At 64.1% G+C, this 16,855-nt stretch carries 14 protein-coding genes and 1 pseudogene; 11 read left to right on the plus strand and 4 right to left on the minus strand.

Features of this window, described 5'->3' with window-relative positions; genetic code table 11:
- The first annotated feature begins 146 nt into the window (after positions 1–146).
- The 10 genes and pseudogenes from ACIOVD_RS05545 to ACIOVD_RS05590 all read left to right on the plus strand — a co-directional run bounded on the left by ACIOVD_RS05545 (position 147) and on the right by ACIOVD_RS05590 (position 14,165).
- Complete coding sequence (locus ACIOVD_RS05545) at positions 147–2,354, plus strand: hypothetical protein (protein ID WP_401126537.1); 2,208 nt, start codon at positions 147–149, stop codon at positions 2,352–2,354.
- Between the two features lie 18 nt (positions 2,355–2,372).
- A pseudogene (locus ACIOVD_RS05550) lies at positions 2,373–4,016 on the plus strand (glycosyl transferase family protein); the annotation flags it as partial.
- Positions 4,017–4,069: 53 nt separating this feature from the next.
- Positions 4,070–6,877 carry a hypothetical protein gene (locus ACIOVD_RS05555; protein ID WP_401126539.1) on the plus strand — a complete coding sequence of 936 codons (2,808 nt, stop codon included), beginning with the start codon at positions 4,070–4,072 and terminating at the stop codon, positions 6,875–6,877.
- A gap of 26 nt (positions 6,878–6,903) precedes the next feature.
- The gene (locus ACIOVD_RS05560) at positions 6,904–7,899 is read left to right on the plus strand and encodes a twin-arginine translocation pathway signal (RefSeq protein WP_401126541.1); all 996 of its coding nucleotides are present in this window, start codon (positions 6,904–6,906) and stop codon (positions 7,897–7,899) included.
- A gap of 3 nt (positions 7,900–7,902) precedes the next feature.
- Complete coding sequence (locus tag ACIOVD_RS05565) at positions 7,903–9,018, plus strand: hypothetical protein (protein ID WP_401126543.1); 1,116 nt, start codon at positions 7,903–7,905, stop codon at positions 9,016–9,018.
- On the plus strand, positions 9,008–10,588 hold the full coding sequence (locus ACIOVD_RS05570; RefSeq protein ID WP_401126545.1) for an MBOAT family O-acyltransferase: 1,581 nt from the start codon (positions 9,008–9,010) through the stop codon (positions 10,586–10,588). The genes ACIOVD_RS05565 and ACIOVD_RS05570 overlap by 11 nt, the downstream gene beginning before the upstream one ends.
- A gap of 25 nt (positions 10,589–10,613) precedes the next feature.
- A complete protein-coding gene (locus ACIOVD_RS05575) occupies positions 10,614–10,859 on the plus strand; it encodes an acyl carrier protein (protein ID WP_095170881.1) in 246 nt (81 codons plus the stop codon).
- A 35-nt stretch (positions 10,860–10,894) separates the two neighbouring features.
- Positions 10,895–12,367 (plus strand): AMP-binding protein, encoded by a 1,473-nt coding sequence (locus ACIOVD_RS05580; RefSeq protein ID WP_401126547.1) that lies wholly within the window; start codon positions 10,895–10,897, stop codon positions 12,365–12,367.
- Positions 12,364–13,029, plus strand: coding sequence for an alginate O-acetyltransferase AlgF (locus tag ACIOVD_RS05585; RefSeq protein ID WP_401126549.1), 666 nt, complete (start codon positions 12,364–12,366; stop codon positions 13,027–13,029). The genes ACIOVD_RS05580 and ACIOVD_RS05585 overlap by 4 nt, the downstream gene beginning before the upstream one ends.
- An 8-nt stretch (positions 13,030–13,037) precedes the next feature.
- Positions 13,038–14,165: an acyl-CoA dehydrogenase family protein gene (locus tag ACIOVD_RS05590; RefSeq protein WP_401126551.1), complete on the plus strand. Its 1,128-nt coding sequence runs from the start codon at positions 13,038–13,040 to the stop codon at positions 14,163–14,165.
- Between the two features lie 18 nt (positions 14,166–14,183).
- Here the strand turns inward: ACIOVD_RS05590 and ACIOVD_RS05595 are convergent, their stop codons facing one another.
- From ACIOVD_RS05595 to ACIOVD_RS05605, 3 genes are all read right to left on the minus strand, one after another.
- Positions 14,184–15,188, minus strand: a complete 1,005-nt coding sequence (locus ACIOVD_RS05595; protein ID WP_401126553.1) for a DUF4434 domain-containing protein — start codon at positions 15,186–15,188, stop codon at positions 14,184–14,186.
- Between the two features lie 72 nt (positions 15,189–15,260).
- The gene (locus tag ACIOVD_RS05600) at positions 15,261–15,569 is read right to left on the minus strand and encodes a type II toxin-antitoxin system RelE/ParE family toxin (RefSeq protein ID WP_401126555.1); all 309 of its coding nucleotides are present in this window, start codon (positions 15,567–15,569) and stop codon (positions 15,261–15,263) included.
- Positions 15,566–15,865, minus strand: coding sequence for a type II toxin-antitoxin system Phd/YefM family antitoxin (locus tag ACIOVD_RS05605; protein WP_095170869.1), 300 nt, complete (start codon positions 15,863–15,865; stop codon positions 15,566–15,568). Before ACIOVD_RS05605 ends, ACIOVD_RS05600 begins: the two co-directional genes overlap by 4 nt.
- Before the next feature lie 217 nt (positions 15,866–16,082).
- On the opposite strand from ACIOVD_RS05605, the gene ACIOVD_RS05610 reads away from it, so the two are divergent.
- Positions 16,083–16,655, plus strand: a complete 573-nt coding sequence (locus tag ACIOVD_RS05610; protein WP_095170867.1) for a hypothetical protein — start codon at positions 16,083–16,085, stop codon at positions 16,653–16,655.
- Positions 16,656–16,658: 3 nt separating this feature from the next.
- On the opposite strand, the gene ACIOVD_RS05615 is transcribed toward ACIOVD_RS05610, so the two are convergent.
- Positions 16,659–16,838 (minus strand): hypothetical protein, encoded by a 180-nt coding sequence (locus ACIOVD_RS05615; protein WP_095170865.1) that lies wholly within the window; start codon positions 16,836–16,838, stop codon positions 16,659–16,661.
- Positions 16,839–16,855: the final 17 nt, after the last annotated feature.

The following is a 16,855-nucleotide window of genomic DNA, read 5'->3' on the forward strand; positions in this document are numbered from 1 at the left end:
GGTCTGTATTCCAGCTTGCGTCCAAGCTGAGCACCGTCACTGAGCCCGTGTAATTCGCTTGCCCGGCACTCACGCCACCTACCGAGGACGTGAATGCGCAGGGCAGTCGTGAACTTTCACCTTTCAGATGCGGCCGATAACCACGCATGAATACTCCTACGAATCGCCAGCTGTGCCTCACCCTCCTCAAGCAGGTCGTACTCGTCGCACCTTTCGCCGCGCCGCTGTTCGCCATGGCATCGCCCGGCAGCGATGCGTTGCGCACACTGGCCCAGGACGACTGGGTGCAGCGCAGCGTTTCGCTGGCCGACATGGGCATCACCAACCCGGTGGTGCTGCAGGAAAGCGACAACCACCAGTCGTTCTACCTGCCAGTGCCCAAAGGCGTTGCGCTGGATGCGGCCTCGATCAACATCCAGGGCAACTTCATCAAGGGCGAAGAAGCTCCCGCGGCCCTGCGCCTGTCGGTCGACGGTCGCCCGTTGCATACCCAGAGCGTGACCGAACGCGCAGGGGACCTGGCTAGGCTGCTGCCAGTCGAAGCCCGGCGTCATGAGTCCGGTTTTGTCGATTTCACCATCGACTGGAGCTCGCCCAGCGGCCAACGCCTGTGCGAGCCCACCCGCCAGAGCAGCAATGTGCTGACCCTGTCACCCGACACTGCGCTGACCTATCGCTATTCGATGCGTGGCCTGAATACCCTGGCCGATGCCTGGAGCACGCTGCCGGGCAAACCGGTGATCCTGATCGCCGCCGGCAAGCTGGAGCAAGCCAGTTTCGACAGCACCTGGCGCCTGGGCGTGGCCCTGGAACGCAACGCCAAGCGGGCCCAGGTCAAAGCCTTCCCGGCCGTGGGCGACGTGGTCGCTATCGACCAACTGAACATTCCCGGCGCCTTGAGCACGGTCGCGCCGTTCTCTGCGCTGACGGGCAAAGACCGCCACACCCTGGCCAACGCCGCCGAACTCGGCGCCTTGCTGGTGCTCGACGCACCCGCGACCCGGGCTGACCTGGCAATCGCCGACGCCGCGCTGGTCGGCCAGATCAACACCGCGCTGGATGCCCTGCGCGATCAATTGCAAAACGATGAAGACGCGGTCAAGGCCCTGGGAGAATGGCGTAGCCGGCATGCCAGCGCCGCCCAGAAAGTCCCCGGCAGCCAGCAGATTCAACTGACCAGCCTCGGCCATCAAGCCGTGATCAGCGTGGCCGCCGACGCCGGGGCCAAGGCCGCCGGAGTGTTCGACTCACATTGGCGCAACGTGCTCGTCTCCTCCGAGGCAACCATTCACCAAGCCGGTGAAACCGGGGACAACAGCGACCGTGAACTGCGTGTCGGCACACTCGGTGGCTCGACCACCGCGTTTGATGTGGTGACCCGTGGCGAGTGGAACGCCGTATTCCCGCTGAGCGCGGTGGCCGTCCAGGGCCGGATGCCCGGCGAGCTGATTCTGGATGTGGCCGCCGCACCAGGGGCGTCGATCACCCTGCCGGTGGCTTCGGTGCTGTGGAACGGGGTCCTGCTCAGTGCCAAGCAACTGAAGGCCGACGGCAAACCCGAGCGCCTGACCGCCCGTGTCCCGGGCTATGCCCTGGGGGTGACCAACAACCTGCAGGTGCGCTTCCAGCGCCAGCCGGTCTCGCCAAACTGCGCCGAAATTCCCCAGGGGTATCCGGTCAACGTGTTGCCGAGCAGCTACCTGCGTTCCTCCGATGCCGAGCCGGACGGCACCTTCGTCGGCCTGCTGCCATTGCTGGCAGGCAATGCCCAGGTAATCGTGCCGAAGACCGCCCTGGATACCCCGGCGGCCAACCTGCGCCAGATCATTCGCCTGGCCAGCGCCGCATCGATATCACCGGTCAATGCCGAACTGACCCTGGCCGACAGCAGCCAGCCGTTCAAGCCAAGCAAGCCATTCCTGTCACTGGATGTGCCGCTGGAAGGGGCCAAGCCGCTGATCGATGTCAAAGACCTGCAGCGTTTGCGTGCCGGCGGTGACGACAAGCGCCTGCTTGACCTGACCGGTCCGCAACCGCTGAGCGCGGCGTCGGTGGTCGACTCGAACAGCCAGCACGGGGTGGTCTGGTATGCCTTGGGCGACCAGGTGCTGACCCCGGGGGCACCGTTCGTGTTCAACCAGGGCAACGCCGTAGTGCTGGGTGTGGACGGTCCGCTGACGTGGGTCGATACCTCCGAGCCTGGGCTGGTCCAGTCGATGGGCCTTGGCGAATCGCCGTTCCATGAGTGGCGCAAGTACCTGGCGTGGGCCCTGCCGCTGTTTGCTGCGGCCCTGCTCGGTTTGCTGGTACTGGGTGTTCTGGCGCGTCGCCACAAAAAGAAACAAGGCTTGTAACGACCACGGGAACAGCTCATGTCCTCGCTCTACCTGCCGTATCTGCTTGCGGACTACTACCACATCCTGGAGATCGTGACGGTCATCGTGGGCGTGCTGATCATGCTCTCCAGCCTCGATGACCTGTTCATCGATGGCTGGTACTGGGTTCGCCAGGCGTACCGTTCGCTGATGGTCAAGCGCCGCTACAAGGCGCTGACGGCCGAACAACTGCGCTCCAAGCGCGAGCAACCGCTGGCGATCATGATCCCGGCCTGGCTCGAGTACGACGTGATCGCGCCGATGCTCGAGAACATGGTCGGGTCGCTGGAGTACAAGAATTACTCCATCTTCGTCGGCACCTACTGCAACGACGCACGCACCATTGAAGAAGTGGAACGCATGCGTCGGCGCTACAAGCAGTTGATCCGCGTCGAAGTCCCCCACGATGGCCCGACCTGCAAGGCCGACTGCCTGAACTGGATCATCCAGGCGATCTTCGCCCAGGACCTGCGCCAGCCCGAGCCGTTTGCCGGGGTCGTCCTGCATGACAGCGAAGACGTGCTGCACCACCTGGAGTTGCACTACTTCAACTACCTGCTGCCGCGCATCGACTTCATCCAGCTGCCAGTCACGTCCCTGGAACGGGATTGGTATGAACTGGTGGCCGGTACCTACATGGATGAATTCGCCGAGTGGCACACCAAGGACCTGGTGGTGCGTGAAAGCATGTCGAAAATGGTCCCGTCAGCAGGCGTCGGCACCTGTTTCTCGCGCAAGGCCCTGCTCGAACTCTCGGCGGAGACCAACAACCAGCCGTTCAACACCGCCACCCTCACCGAGGACTACGACATCGGTGCGCGCCTGGCACGGCGCGGCATGAAGCAGATCTTCGGTAAATTCCCGGTCGACTACATCGCCAGACGCGCCAAGTGGTTCGGCCACGGTAAAGCGAAGATGGTCGCGATTCATATGCCGCTCGGCGTACGTGAATACTTCCCCGATACCTTCCGCACCGCCTATCGGCAGAAGGCCCGCTGGACCCTGGGGATCGGCCTGCAGGGCTGGAGCCAGGTTGGCTGGGAAGGTTCGCTGGCGACCAAGTACCTGCTATATCGCGACCGCAAAGGCCTGGTGACTTCCTTCGTGGCGATTGTTGCCTACATCCTGCTCGCCCAGCACCTGCTGTTCATGGTGATGACCTCGATGGACTGGTGGACGACCTACTACCCATCGGTGTTCAGCCCCCACAGCGGGCTGATGCAGTTGATGTGGGCCAACGGCATCCTGTTGAGCCTGCGAGTACTCCAGCGCGGCTACTTCGTCGGTCGCCTGTATGGCTGGGAACACGCGCTGTTGTCGGCACCGCGGATGATCATCGGCAACTTCATCAATGCCATGGCCGCCGCGCGGGCCTGGCGCTTGTACCTGGGCCATCTGTTCCTCGGCAAGCAGTTGGTCTGGGACAAGACCATGCATGACTTCCCGTCCTCCGACCAACTGGTCCAGCAACGCCTGCGCCTGGGGGATCTGTTGATGTCCTGGCGGGCGATCGACCAGGAGTCCCTGAACAAGGCACTGCAAGCCCAGGCCGCCGAACACAAGCCCCTGGGGCAGATCCTGCTCGAGCACGGCTACCTCGACCAGGCCACCCTGAGCGAAGCGATCTCCTTCCAGAACGACACGGGCCAGCCAGTTGCTGCCGGTCCCACTGAACAACGCTCCTCAGAGACGCCATGATCCCTACTTCGCGTTTACTTCTGCTCACCGCGGCCTTGCTCTGCAGCTCGACGCTCCTGCCGCTGCCGGTGTCGGCCGCCGCCTATGAGGCGCCCCTGGAGGGCGAAGCCTGGCAACAGGCGGACCTGGCGTACAAGAGTTACCAGGCCGGCCGTTACCGCGATGCGCTGGAGCAGGTGAATGCCGCGCTGAAACTGCGGCCCGATGTGGTGCGCCTGAACCTGTTGCAGGTCTATACCCTGCAAAAGCTCGGACGCATCACTCAGGCACGCCAGGCCGCGCAGGCGGCGATCAAACGCGGCGTTGACGATCCGGCGTTGCGCGCCACCGTGAAAAACCTGCAACCCAAGACAGCCGCCGCCACCGGCCGCGGACCGTCGGCGGCCTATCAGCGTGGCTTCCCGCTGGCAACCAAAGGGTATGCCGCCTACAACGCCGGCGACATGCCCGCCGCCGCCCGGGATGGCGAGCAAGCCTTTCGCGCCGACCCCAGCCAGGGCACGTGGGCCCTGCTCTGGCTCGACGCGCTGGAGGCCCAGGAGAAATGGTCTGAGGCGGTGAGCGCCGCCGACCAGGTGATTGCCCTGAACCCGCCGAACAAAAGCGACATCGAGGCCCGCCGCACCATGTTGCAGCGGCGCATGGCCGTACGGCCGACCCAACTGGCCTACCAGGCACTGATCACCAACCAGCCTGCCGAAGCGGCCAGGCTGGCCCGCGAGGCCGTGAACCTCGCGCCGGACCTCACCAGCCAGCGCCTGTTGCTGGTCACCGCGCTGCTCCAGGATAAACAGCCCGCCGCCGCCGAGCAGGCGGCCACTGAGGCCCTGGAACAGAACGACGAAAACACCGTGATGCTGGTGATGCGTGCCTACCTGCGCCAGCTCCAGGGCAAGAAAGACTCAGCCCGTGGCGACTTCGACGAGGCCATGGCCCAGGACTGGCTGGACGACGATCAACGCCGCAACGTGCGCCTGATCGCAATCGACGGCGCGCTGGCTTCCGGTGACACGGCCCGCGCCGAACAACTGCTCGGGCCGATGGACGCCAGCGACGAGGCCGCCCTCAAGCGCCGGGAAATCCTCGCCGAGGACAACAAGCCAGCGGCCAAGCTGACCACCACGCTCTACCCCGCGCCTGCCCAGTCGTGCCATGACACACCCTATGGCACCCAGTGCGAATTGTTGCCCTCCGACCAGGTCACCGGTCCGGCTGGCCCTGCCACCGAAGCCTACGCCGCCTATGGCCGGCAGGACTATCAGGAAGCAATCAAGCAATCGCGCCTGGCCGTGGAACAAGCACCAGACAACCCCGACTATCAGCGCCTGTTGACCACGTCCCTGGCCTCGGGCAACGCGGCCCAGGCCGCCGAGGCCGAGCAGCGCCTGACCCGCGCCCTCGCCGCTTCGCCAAACGACGCCGACCTGTTCATGCAGCGCGGCTACGTGCGCCAGCGCAATCGCCAGCCGGACCTCGCGCTCCAGGACTTCAGCGCCGCACGGGCCACCGGCAAGGCGCCGCCGACGGTGATCCTCAACGAGGCCTATGCCCAGTCGGCCATGGGCGACAACCCGGGAGCCGTGAAGAAACTCAAGAAAGCCATCGACATGGCCGACGCCAACCAACTCGAACTGGATGACCAACAGCGCTACAACACCCGTGGCGCCATTGCCGGACTGGATCGTGAATGGGGCGCGACCGTGTCGCTCGGCTATCGCGGGGCACAACCCACCACCAACAGCAGCGGTGCCGGCTTGAGTACCGCAGGTGATTCGCTGTTCAGCACCTCCGAGCTGTACTGGCGACCCACCCAGTTCAATGACCAGAACGGTATTCTCGAGGTCTACGGGCGGCTGACCAACACCCTGTATGACGAAGGCAGCGAGTTCGAGTCCAGCCAGTTCGTCGACCCCTGCAGTGGCAGGACTACCCTCGACAACCGCGACAGCAATGACCGCACCAACGGTTCAAGTACCACCTCCGGCTTCCCGAGCACCATCGGCTCACTGGGGGTGCGCTACATGCTGGCCGATACCGGTTTCACCTTTGGCCTGGAGCGCCGGTTTTTCCTCGGCTCGGCGACCCGGGAAGGCACCGTCTACCCGTCCAAGCGCGGCGACCAATGCGCGATCCAGAACGCGATCCAGGAAGCCAACGCCACCAACAGTCCGGCAATCAACGGCATGCTCACCCGCTATCAACTGGACAGCGATGCTGGCGGCTGGCTCTCGTACATCACCTACGGGTTCTACAAAGGCACTGAGCTGCGCACCAATGAATCCAACTGGTTCACCATGGATGGCTACGCACAGCTGGGGTATTCCTGGGAAGACAACGACGCGACCTTCACCGCCTATGACGTGGACAACCAGGGCAGCCGTACCCGGCAACTGGCCAAGACCGATGGCCAGCTCAAGCGCCAGCAAGTGTTCGCCAGCAGTGAGCTGCGGGTCGGTCGCAGCCTGCGCTTCGACCAACTGGGGCCCAACGTGGTGGTGTTCCCGCACATCGTCGGGGCCGTGGACTGGATCTGGCAGAAAGACCAGGCCACCGGCCTGGACTTCGGTAAAAACGATCAAATCGACCTGAGCAACGTCAGCCAGGACTGGTCACTGACCAATGACGCCACCTCGTGGTCCATGGGGGTCGGCCCCGGCGTCGCGGTTCGCTACTGGTTCCGCGAAGACCACTACAACGCTCCACGCTCCTCCCTGAGCTGGTCCATGCAGTACCGCTACCCAATTGGCGGTGGTGCTACGGAACGGGCCAAAGGGCTGTTCATGAACCTGATTTTTTCCTATTGAGCCCCCTAGTCATAAGGACCTTTGCCATGTCACTTGCACGCCTGGTCACCCAACCACTCAAACGCCTGGGCGCCCCCCTGCTCGGCATGACGCTGGCTCTGTCGATGGCCGGCGCGCACGCCGAAGACTCCGCGCTGGTGATTCGCGGCAGCGATGGCTGGCTGTTTCCGGGCTGGGGCAGCCTGACCGTGGTCGACAACAAGGCCATCGACGCCAACACCGCGCTGATCAATGACGCGCGCCAGGCCCTGGCCGCCCGTGGCGTGAAACTGCAGGTCCTGCTGCTGCCGGACAAGACCCTGTTCTATCAAGACAAGCTACCGGCCGACAAAGCCCTGAGCCCGCAAGTCAAACAGCGCTACCAGACGATTCTCGGCAAGCTCAAGCAGGCCGGTATCTCGACGTTCGACGACGCCGCCGTACTGAGCCAACTGAAGAACTCGGGCAAGGACGTGTTCTACCGCACCGACCAGCACTGGACCCAGCCCGCCGCCGACGCCACCGCCGTGGCCACTGCCGAGCAGATCAAGCGCGACGTGCCGAACCTCAAGGGCAATCCCGGCACCGGCATGGCCCTGGGCAGCGAGTTCAAGGAGCGTCGCTATGGCGACCTCGCCGAGCGCTTCCTGACCGAAGAGCAACGCAAGGCCACCGGCCGCGAAACCTTTGTCGTGCGCCGCCAGGACACCACCGGCGGCCTGCTGGATGCCGCACCGGCACCGGTGCATGTCACCGGGCACAGCATGGTGCAGCCATACTTCGGCTTCCCGCAGAAACTGTCGAATGCCCTCGACCGCCCGGTGTCGGTGAACTGGAAGCCGGGCAACATCGGCCACTGGACCATGCTCCTGGAATACCTGGAATCAGCCGACTTCAAGAAAAACCCGCCGCAGGTGCTGGTGTGGCAAATGTTCGAGCCGAGCTACGCCTACGGTCCGCAAGCGTCGGGCATGTGGGACAACGCCTCGATCATGAGCGACAGCGCCTGGCGCCAACGCCTGCATGGCGCACTGGGACGCTGATCAATGGCAAACGAGCAAAAGCCAGTCTCGCACCGCATGAGCGCCGCCGCGATCATCGGCCTGCTGCTGGTCGGGCAGGCGGTGGGCATCTGGATGCTCCTGCACGCCAAGCTCGAGCCAGGGCAACTCAAGCCCTCGGCCTGGGTTGACGGTTCGGCCGGACAGGTGCTCGGACACGTGATGAAACTGCCGCTGCAGGACGAGGCGGACACCATCAGCTCGGCGGTGCGTTATCGCTTCCTCGGTGACCTCGGCGCGCAGGTGGTCCAGGGTTGCCCGAACTGGCTGTTCTATCGCGACGGCCTGCGCGCGCAACCCGGGGTGCACGACGCCTATGAAGCCCGGGTGCGCCTGATGCAGCACTGGGTCGGCGACCTGCGTGCACACGGCCTGCAAGTGCTGGTGGTGACGGTGCCAGACAAGTCGCGGGTGCAGACCGAAGGCCTTTGCGGCCTGCAACAGAGCACCCAACTGCAGGCCCGCCTGCAGGGTTGGCAAGCCCGCCTGGCGCGTGCCGGCGTACCCCACAGCGACCTTTTTCCCGCACTGGCCCAGGGCAACGAGCCGCGCTTTTTCCACACCGATGTACACATGACGGCAGTCGGCGCTCAAGCAGCCGCCGAAGTGGTCGGGACGCAGGCCGTGGAGCTGCTGGGGAGCAAGGGCAGCCAGGCGTTCAACGTTTCGCCCCCAGGCCCCGCCGTGCCGCGCATGGGCGACCTGATCAGCCTGGCCGGCCTGGAGCAGGCCAGCCAGGCCTGGCGCCCCGCCCTCGACATGGCGCAGCCGGTGAGTATCGAACCGCTGCGCAGTGGCGGCCTGCTGGATGACACGCCTCCCGTGGAAGTGCTGCTGGCCGGCAGCTCCAACGGCCGGCGCAGTGAGTTTGCCGAACGCCTGGGGATCACCCTGGGCCGCCAGGTGTGGAACCAGAGCATGGACGGTGGCCAGTTCTCCGGCGCGTTGCTCGCCGCCCTGGCCAAACGTGACAAATGGCCTACCAGCCTCAAGCTGGTCATTTGGGAGTTTTCCGAGATGGCCCTATCCCTGCCGCTGACGGCCGACGAACGCGCCGTGCTGGCCACATTGCCTAAGCAACAGGACGACCATGCTCTTTAACTCCTATCTCTTCCTCTTCCTGTTTCTACCGGTCACCCTGGCGGCCCACTACCTGTTCAGCGCCATCAGCCCGCGGATGGCCGCCGTATGGCTGTGCATCACCTCGCTGGTGTTCTACGGCTGGTGGAACCCGCAGTTCGTGATGCTGCTGATCGGCTCGATCGCCTTCAACTATGCGATCAGCCAGGTCATCCTCAGCACCGCCCACCGACCACGCCTGCAACTGGCCGTGGCCACGGTCGGGGTGGCGGCGGACATCGCCCTGCTGATCCACTACAAGTACTTCGTCACCTTGATGAACTTCGCCCACGACTGGGGGTTTGGCAGCGGTCGGCTGGACGACATCATCCTGCCGCTGGGCATCTCGTTTTTCACCTTCACCCAGATCGGCTTCCTGCTCGATTGCCGCGCCGGCATCGTCAAGGAACGCAGCCTGCTCAGCTACGTGCTGTTCGTCACCTTCTTCCCGCACCTGATCGCCGGGCCGATCCTGCATCACAAGGAAATGATGCCGCAGTTCGCCAAGCGCGAAACCTACCGTTTCAACGCCGAGAACCTCAGCGTCGGCGGCATGCTGTTCGTCATCGGCCTGGCCAAGAAAGTGCTGTTGGCCGACCCGATCGCACCCTACGCCGATGCCGGTTTCGCCCAACCGGGCGAGTTGCAGTTCTGGGCCGCCTGGGGCACGGGCCTGGCCTATGCACTGCAGCTGTACTTCGACTTTTCCGGCTACTCGGACATGGCCCTGGGGTTGGCGAAGATGTTCGGCATCCGCTTCCCGCTGAACTTCAACTCGCCGTACAAGGCCAGCAGCATCATCGAGTTCTGGGCGCGCTGGCACATGACCCTGACCCGCTACCTGACCGCCTACCTCTATTACCCGGTGGCCATGGCGGTGTCGCGCTACCGCACCAAGCGCAACCTGCCGGTGGGCACCCAGGGCGTGTCGAGCCTGGGCGGGTTTGCCGCCACCATCATCCTGCCAACCGCCTTCACCATGGGCCTGGCCGGCATCTGGCACGGCGCCGGGTTGCAGTACCTGATCTTCGGCCTGATGCACGCCGCCTACCTGTCGATCAACCACGCCTGGCGCATCTTCGTGGTGGGCCGCACACCGGTCGCCGCGCGCAAGGACAACCGCCTCAAGGAAGCCGGCTACGTCCTGCTGACCTTCGCCGTGGTGATCATCGCCCAGGCGTTCTTCCGGGCCGAGGACACCCAGGATGCGCTGCGGCTGGTGGAGGGCATGCTGGGCTTGCGCGGGTTCGACAGCCTGCCGAACGTGGTTTACCCGGCGCAGATCGCCTGGGGCGACGCCTGGCGGATGTTCATGGGCCGCCACCTTGCTATCTTCCATATCATCGCCCTGCTGTGCGTGGTCTGGTTCCTGCCCAACTCGCACCAGATCATGGGCACCTTCTCACCGGCACTGGCCAAGGCGCAGCCGAACGGACCGGCCTTCCTGCGCTGGGCCCCGACGTTCAAATGGCTGGTGATCCTGGCGGCGTTGCTGTTCCTGTGCCTGATGAACCTGCACAAGGAAGCGCGCTTCCTGTACTTCCAATTCTGATCAATGACTAGCGGAGCATGACCTCGTGAGCACACCCAATGCAGCACTCGTAACCCAACTCGGCGAGATCGTCGCCAACGTGATCCAGTCCACCGTTGAACCGGACGATCTGCTGATCGAATCCGGCCTGGTCGACTCGCTGACGGCCGTGGATATCGTGCTGGCGGTGCAAAAGGCCTTTGGCTGCAAGGTTCCACCAACCGAAATCGAAGAACACCTGGAGTCGGTCAACGCTCTGGCCGCCTTTGTCGAGGAAAACCAGAAAGCCTGACGGCCCACGCCGTCCCTCACTACTCAGGGGGCTGTATGTATTTTGACTTTGATCGATGTGATTTCGCCGAACAGGATCAGGCCGCCACGCAGCCCGCGCTGAGCGACGCCCAGCGCCAGATCAGCTGGGCCGGGTTGCTGGCGGCTACCGATGCCTGGCAGCACCGCGCGCGGGCGGCTGGCGTGCTGCCGGGCCACGCGCTGGTGATCAGCGGACACAAGGAGATCGAGTTTGTGGTGGCCATGCTCGGCTGCCTGCGCCTGGGCATCACCTACGTGCCCGTCGACAGCATCAACCCACCTGAGCGCCTGAAGCTGATCACCGAACGGGTCGCCGCCGCCCAGTGCTACAACGCCACCCTCAATCGTTTTGAAGCAGGTGCCGCAGTCTGCGCGCCGCTGGCGGAGCCGGGCATCGCCTACATCATGTTCACCTCGGGCAGTACCGGTGAACCCAAGGGCGTACAGATCGGTCGCGACAGCGTCGCGCTGTTCGCCAGCTGGATCCGCGACTGCCTGGCATTGGGGCCGCGTCCGGCGTTCATGAACCAGATGCTGTTCAGCTTCGACTTCTCACTGTTCGACCTGTGTGGCGCGCTGGCCCTGGGTGGCGCCTGCGTACTCTGCCCACGGGAGACCATCGCCGCGCCCGACGCCTTCGTGCGCTACCTGGCCGATACCGGGGTGCAGGTCTGGGCGTCGACGCCGGCCTTCGTCCGCCAGCAGTTCCTCAATGACGATTTCAACCAGGCCCACCTGCCACAGCTGGGGGTATTCGTGTTCGGCGCCGAGTCGCTGTCGCCGGCCATGGCCGAGCAGCTCTGGGCGCGCTTTCCCGACGCGCGCATCATCAATTCCTATGGCCCGACCGAAGCGACCTGCTCGACCACCTGGGTCGAAATCAAGCGCCCCCTCGACGGCGCGCGCAATCCGCTGTCGATCGGCCGGGCCAAGCCCTATGCCGAGGTATTCCTCGACGACGGGGAGATCTGCATCGCCGGCGACCACGTCATGCGTGGCTACCTCGGGCGGCCTGACCTGACCGCCAAGAGCCTGTTCCTGCACAACGGCAAGCGCGCCTATCGCACCGGCGACATTGGCGAAATCGACGAGCAGGGCCTGGTGTACTTCCATGGCCGGCGCGACGACCAGATCAAGCTCAACGGCTACCGCATCGAGCTGGGTGAGATCGATGCCGCGCTGGCCAGCCTGCCTGGCGTCCACGCGGCCACCACGATTGCCCTGCGCCGTCCCGATGGCAGCCTGGTGCGCATGATCGGCTTCGTCTCCTCCCCCGAAACCCTGGAGCCCGGGGTGATCGGCCCCTTGCCGGAGCAGTTGCACGACTGGAAACAAACCCTCGGCGAACGCCTGCCGCACTACATGGTGCCCTCGGAACTGGTGGCCTGCGGACTGTTCCCCACCAACGTGTCCGACAAGGTCGACCGCAAGCGCCTGGAGTCCCAATACCGGGAAACGCGCATGAAACCCACCAAGGAGCAACCATGAACCCGCGTGCCTTTACCCTTCGCGCCACCCTGCTGCTGGGCACTTGCCTGGCAGGCCCGGCCATGGCCGAAGGCGTCCTGGCCCAGCTGTACGCCCCTCGCCCTCCGGCGGGCTCAGCCTTTGTCCGGGTGGTCAACCCGAGCGCCGAAAGCCTCAAGGTGCAAATCAGCAACGGCACCGTGCAAGCGATCGGTCCAAGCCAACTGGCCAGCAGCTATGCAATCGTCAAGGGCAACGAAGCCTTCAGCGTGACCCTCGACGGCAAGCCCGCAGGCCAACTGCAAGTGGCGCCGGACAGCTTCAACACTCTGGTACCGCAGGATGGCAAGTTGCAGGTGCTGGACGACAGTGCCGGCAGCGAGGACGCCCTGAAAGCCGAATTGCGCTTTTATAACCTGGCGAGCGATTGCCCCAAAGGCAGCCTGGCAGTGGCTGACGGCGGCCCGGTATTGTTTGCCGACGTAGCCCCACTCAGCACTGCTGCGCGTGCCATCAACCCGGTGAGCGCGTCACTGAGTGCCGGCTGTGGCAAGGCCACGGCCGAGAAACTGGCGTTGCCGCAACTCAAGCCCGGTGATCACTACAGCCTGTTCCTCACCGGCAGCGCTGCGGCGCCCGTGCTACGCGGGCAACTGAGCAGCACCGACCTCTACGCGAAATAGGCCTCCCCATGCGCAAGATATTCCGCGAAGACCACCTGCTGTTTCGCGAGCAGGTGCAACGCTTCATCGCCGAGCGCATCGTGCCGCGCTACGACCAATGGGAAACCGCTGGGGTGACCCCGCGCGAACTGTGGCGAGAGGCCGGCGAGCAAGGCCTGCTCAATTCAGCGCTGCCGGCACCCTATGGCGCCGACGGTGATTTCGGCCACGCCGTGGTGGTCATCGAAGAGCTGGCGCGGGCCAATTGCCTGGGCATCGGCTTCTCGATTCACTCGGACATGGTCTCGCCTTATCTCTGGAACCTCGGCACCCAGGCGCAGAAAGACCGCTGGCTGCCGGCAATGGCCAGCGGCGAGGTCATCGGCGCGATTGCCATGACCGAGCCCGGTGCCGGCAGCGACGTCAAGGCGATCCGCACCCGTGCGGTACGCGATGGCGAGGACTTCGTGCTCAGCGGGCAGAAGACCTTCATCACCAATGGGGTCAACGCTGGCCTGGTGATCGTATTGGCCTGCACCGACCCCGAACTGGGCGCTCGCGGCCTGTCGTTGTTCTGTGTCGAAGAAGGCTTGCCCGGCTTCAGCAAGGGCCCGGCCATGCGCAAGATCGGCCAGCACGCCCAGGACACCTGCGAGCTGTTCTTCGATGAAGTGCGGGTGCCGGTGGATTGCCTGCTCGGCGAATTGAATGCCGGATTTGAATACATGAGTCACGAGCTGTCCCGTGAACGCCTGGCCATCGCCCTGCGGGCCGCAGCGTCGACCGAGGGCATGCTCGAACAGACCAAGGAGTACACCCGGGGTCGCAAGGTGTTCGGCAAGCGCGTCATCGACTACCAGAACAACCGCTTTGTCCTGGCCGATGCCAAGGCTCGCCTGACCATGCTCCGGGTATTCCTCGACGACTGCGCGCTGCAACTGATGGAGGGCAAGCTGGACCCGGTGGTCGCGGCCATGGCCAAGCTCAATGCCACCGAGATGCAGGGGCAGATTCTCGACGAGTTGCTGCAGTTGTATGGCGGTTATGGCTACAGCGCCGAGTACGGCATTGGCCGCGCCTGGGCCGATGCGCGGGCGCTGCGGATCTTCGGTGGCACCAGTGAAATCATGCGCGAGATCATCGGGCGCTCACTCTGAGCCCTGCTGGCGCCAACCTCAGGAGCGCGCCTTGAGCCACTGCTGGCGCAAGCGTTGCGCCTGGGGGTCGGTACCGGTCGCCCAGGGATCGACGGCAAACGCGATGATGCGTTCCGCGCCCGTGGTCTGGGCCCACTCCAACTGACGCTGGACCCGCGGGTAGTCTGCCGAAACTGCCTTGAAGTCAGTGCCGTCGTTACGCGCTGACGGCAGTTGCTCGAACAGTTCGACAATCACCTCGAACTTCACCCCACGCTGACGCAGGTACTGCAGCAGCGGTTCGATCGCCTGGAGGTTGTTCCAGCCCGCCACCCCCACGCCGTCCTGCACCATGGGCCGCAGCTGGGTGCGGGCCAGCAGCGATTGCCACAGTTGCACCAGGCTGCCGTCGGTCTGCAGGGTGCTGTAGTAGGTGGAGATGGCCGGGACACCATGACCGGCGTTCTGCGACACCCCCGACAAGGCCGTCAGCCATTTGCCCAGGCGCTCCTGTCGGGCGGGTTCGGTCCAGTGGTACTGCTCGATTTCGTACGGGATGTACCAACCGGCAAACTGCTCATGCGCGGACCACGGCGCCTCGCGCATGTAGCGACTCGCCGCCTGCAAAGACCCACTGAAGAACGCGGCCTGGGTCGGCTCGTCAGTGGCCGACAGCGCCTGCCACCAACCATTGTCGTAAGGCAGGCCGATACGCACTTTCATCCCATGCTCGCCGGCGGTGTCCAGCAGGTCCTGCATCACCGGGTCTGGGAGCATCCAGTCCGGCTCGTCCCCGCCGAGCAACCCCACCCACTGCAGCACCAGCTCATCACAGCCCAATTCAGCCATGGCCGCCATACGCGTCGCCCACTGATCGCGGCTGAGTTCGGCGTGGCTTTTCCAGATCTGCAGGAAAGTGGCGTCCATCTGCGGCTTGCGCGAGCAGCCGCCTAGCGGACCGAGCAAGGCCAGCACCGGTGCACAAGCCGCCAGTCGCAAGAGCTGCCGCCGACCTTGGCATGGCGGGTTCAATGGATTGGGCATTGAGGTCTCACTGACTGGGGCTGTGGGAGCATCTGCATGCAGGGGACTTCATCATAGCGACTTGCGTGTGCGCTAAAGGTTCTGGTCGTCGATTGCGAACTGACGCCCGAGGTCCCGCGCGCTGTGTAAAACACGCTCTATCAGGATGCCTTGCCCGCTCACGCTATAAAAGATCAGGTAGCGTCCATGGGTAAGCATGCGCAGACCTTTGGCGCAGTCTTCACGCGCAACGCCCAGATCCGGCTGCTCAATCAGTAATAGACTGCGCTGGCGCAGCTCATCAACAAAGGTTCGAGCGCGGGTGCGATTGTCTCGAGCGATATAGCGGGCAATGTGTTGTAGATCGTCGCGCACCATGGCGCTGAACGACAACTGCCTCACGGACGGCCTGGTTCAGCCGTGACCTGCTCAACGATCGCGTCGAGCTCGGCGAACATCGTGTCCGCGTCTATTGCCGGCCGAGGGTCAGTCCGGCTGGCCGCTATCGCTTCGCGTATTTGCGCGGCATGCAAGCGCTCCAGCAACGCCTGATAAGCCGCATGGGGTAAAAGATAAGCTGCGGGGCGGTTATGATTGAGTATTGCCACAGCCTCAGACCCCGCCAGCTCGATTACAGTACTCGGGCTGCGCTTGAGTTCGGTGATGCTGACTGAGCGGCTAGCGAGTAGTTGCTCCATGAGCAAACTCCAAGGTACTAAAAAAGGTACCTGATAGTGCTCGATTTAGCGCGAGCGGGTCAACGCACATCTGACCGGCTGCGTGCCACACAGAGGGGCCGGATCCAGTTTCGCCCGCAACCCAGGAGGCGAAAATGTTTAAACCCCCTCTCAACCAACAAGGATTGGCCCGTCGCCAATTGAGTGATTTTTGCACGGACGGTTTTTCGCAGTACTCATGGCCCTGGCCCTGCTGGCCGGCTGTTCGACCACGCCGCCGCGGGACCAGGGCAACATTTGCAGCATCTACCGCCAGTACCCCGACTGGTATGAAGACACGCTGAAAATGGAGCAAGCCTGGGGACTGCCGCCTCATGTGGCGATGGCGATCATCAAGCAGGAAAGCAGCTTCGTGGAGGACGCCCTGCCCCCTCGCGACTATTTCCTGTGGGTGATTCCCTGGGGTCGGGTCAGCTCGGCCTATGGCTATGCCCAGGCGCAGGATCCGGTGTGGGGCGAGTACAAGAGCGCAACCGGCAATGGCGGCTCGCGGGACAATTTTGACGACGCGGTGATGTTCGTCGGTTGGTACGCCGCCGGCACTCAGCGCCAGCTAGGGATTTCCAAGTGGGATACCTACAGCCAGTACCTGGCCTACCATGAGGGGCGTGGCGGGTTCAGCCGCCAGAGTTACCGGCAAAAACCCTGGCTGATGCAGGTGGCGCGCAAGGTTGAGCAACAGGCGAAAAACTACGGCTGGCAACTCAAGCAATGCCGGGCCGAACTGGAGAGCAATCGCAGCTGGTGGTAGGGGTCAAGCCTGGGGGTCGGGATCATCGCCAGCGTCCGGCGCGCAGGATGGCTCGTCGTCATCCTCCTCATCGTCGTCATCCAGCAGAGAGTCCTTGCGGGCTTCAGTAATTGCCCGGCGCATTTCTTCGCCCTTGACCGGGCAATTGAGCAATTGGGCAATGCGGTCGATACGTTGTGTCACAGCTGGCCTCCAACTCG

Source organism: Pseudomonas sp. NPDC087626 (assembly GCF_044743405.1).
Taxonomy (GTDB): domain Bacteria; phylum Pseudomonadota; class Gammaproteobacteria; order Pseudomonadales; family Pseudomonadaceae; genus Aquipseudomonas.

What these genes read in the sequence shown, in the direction of transcription:
- ACIOVD_RS05610 (WP_095170867.1), top strand. Translation starts at nt 16,083, where the DNA reads ATGGCCCTGGCCCTGCTGGCCGGCTGTTCGACCACGCCGCCGCGGGAC.
- ACIOVD_RS05555 (WP_401126539.1), top strand. Translation starts at nt 4,070, where the DNA reads ATGATCCCTACTTCGCGTTTACTTCTGCTCACCGCGGCCTTGCTCTGC.
- ACIOVD_RS05605 (WP_095170869.1), bottom strand. Translation starts at nt 15,865, where the DNA reads ATGGAGCAACTACTCGCTAGCCGCTCAGTCAGCATCACCGAACTCAAG.
- ACIOVD_RS05560 (WP_401126541.1), top strand. Translation starts at nt 6,904, where the DNA reads ATGTCACTTGCACGCCTGGTCACCCAACCACTCAAACGCCTGGGCGCC.
- ACIOVD_RS05585 (WP_401126549.1), top strand. Translation starts at nt 12,364, where the DNA reads ATGAACCCGCGTGCCTTTACCCTTCGCGCCACCCTGCTGCTGGGCACT.
- ACIOVD_RS05580 (WP_401126547.1), top strand. Translation starts at nt 10,895, where the DNA reads ATGTATTTTGACTTTGATCGATGTGATTTCGCCGAACAGGATCAGGCC.
- ACIOVD_RS05570 (WP_401126545.1), top strand. Translation starts at nt 9,008, where the DNA reads ATGCTCTTTAACTCCTATCTCTTCCTCTTCCTGTTTCTACCGGTCACC.
- ACIOVD_RS05595 (WP_401126553.1), bottom strand. Translation starts at nt 15,188, where the DNA reads ATGCCCAATCCATTGAACCCGCCATGCCAAGGTCGGCGGCAGCTCTTG.
- ACIOVD_RS05565 (WP_401126543.1), top strand. Translation starts at nt 7,903, where the DNA reads ATGGCAAACGAGCAAAAGCCAGTCTCGCACCGCATGAGCGCCGCCGCG.
- ACIOVD_RS05590 (WP_401126551.1), top strand. Translation starts at nt 13,038, where the DNA reads ATGCGCAAGATATTCCGCGAAGACCACCTGCTGTTTCGCGAGCAGGTG.
- ACIOVD_RS05545 (WP_401126537.1), top strand. Translation starts at nt 147, where the DNA reads ATGAATACTCCTACGAATCGCCAGCTGTGCCTCACCCTCCTCAAGCAG.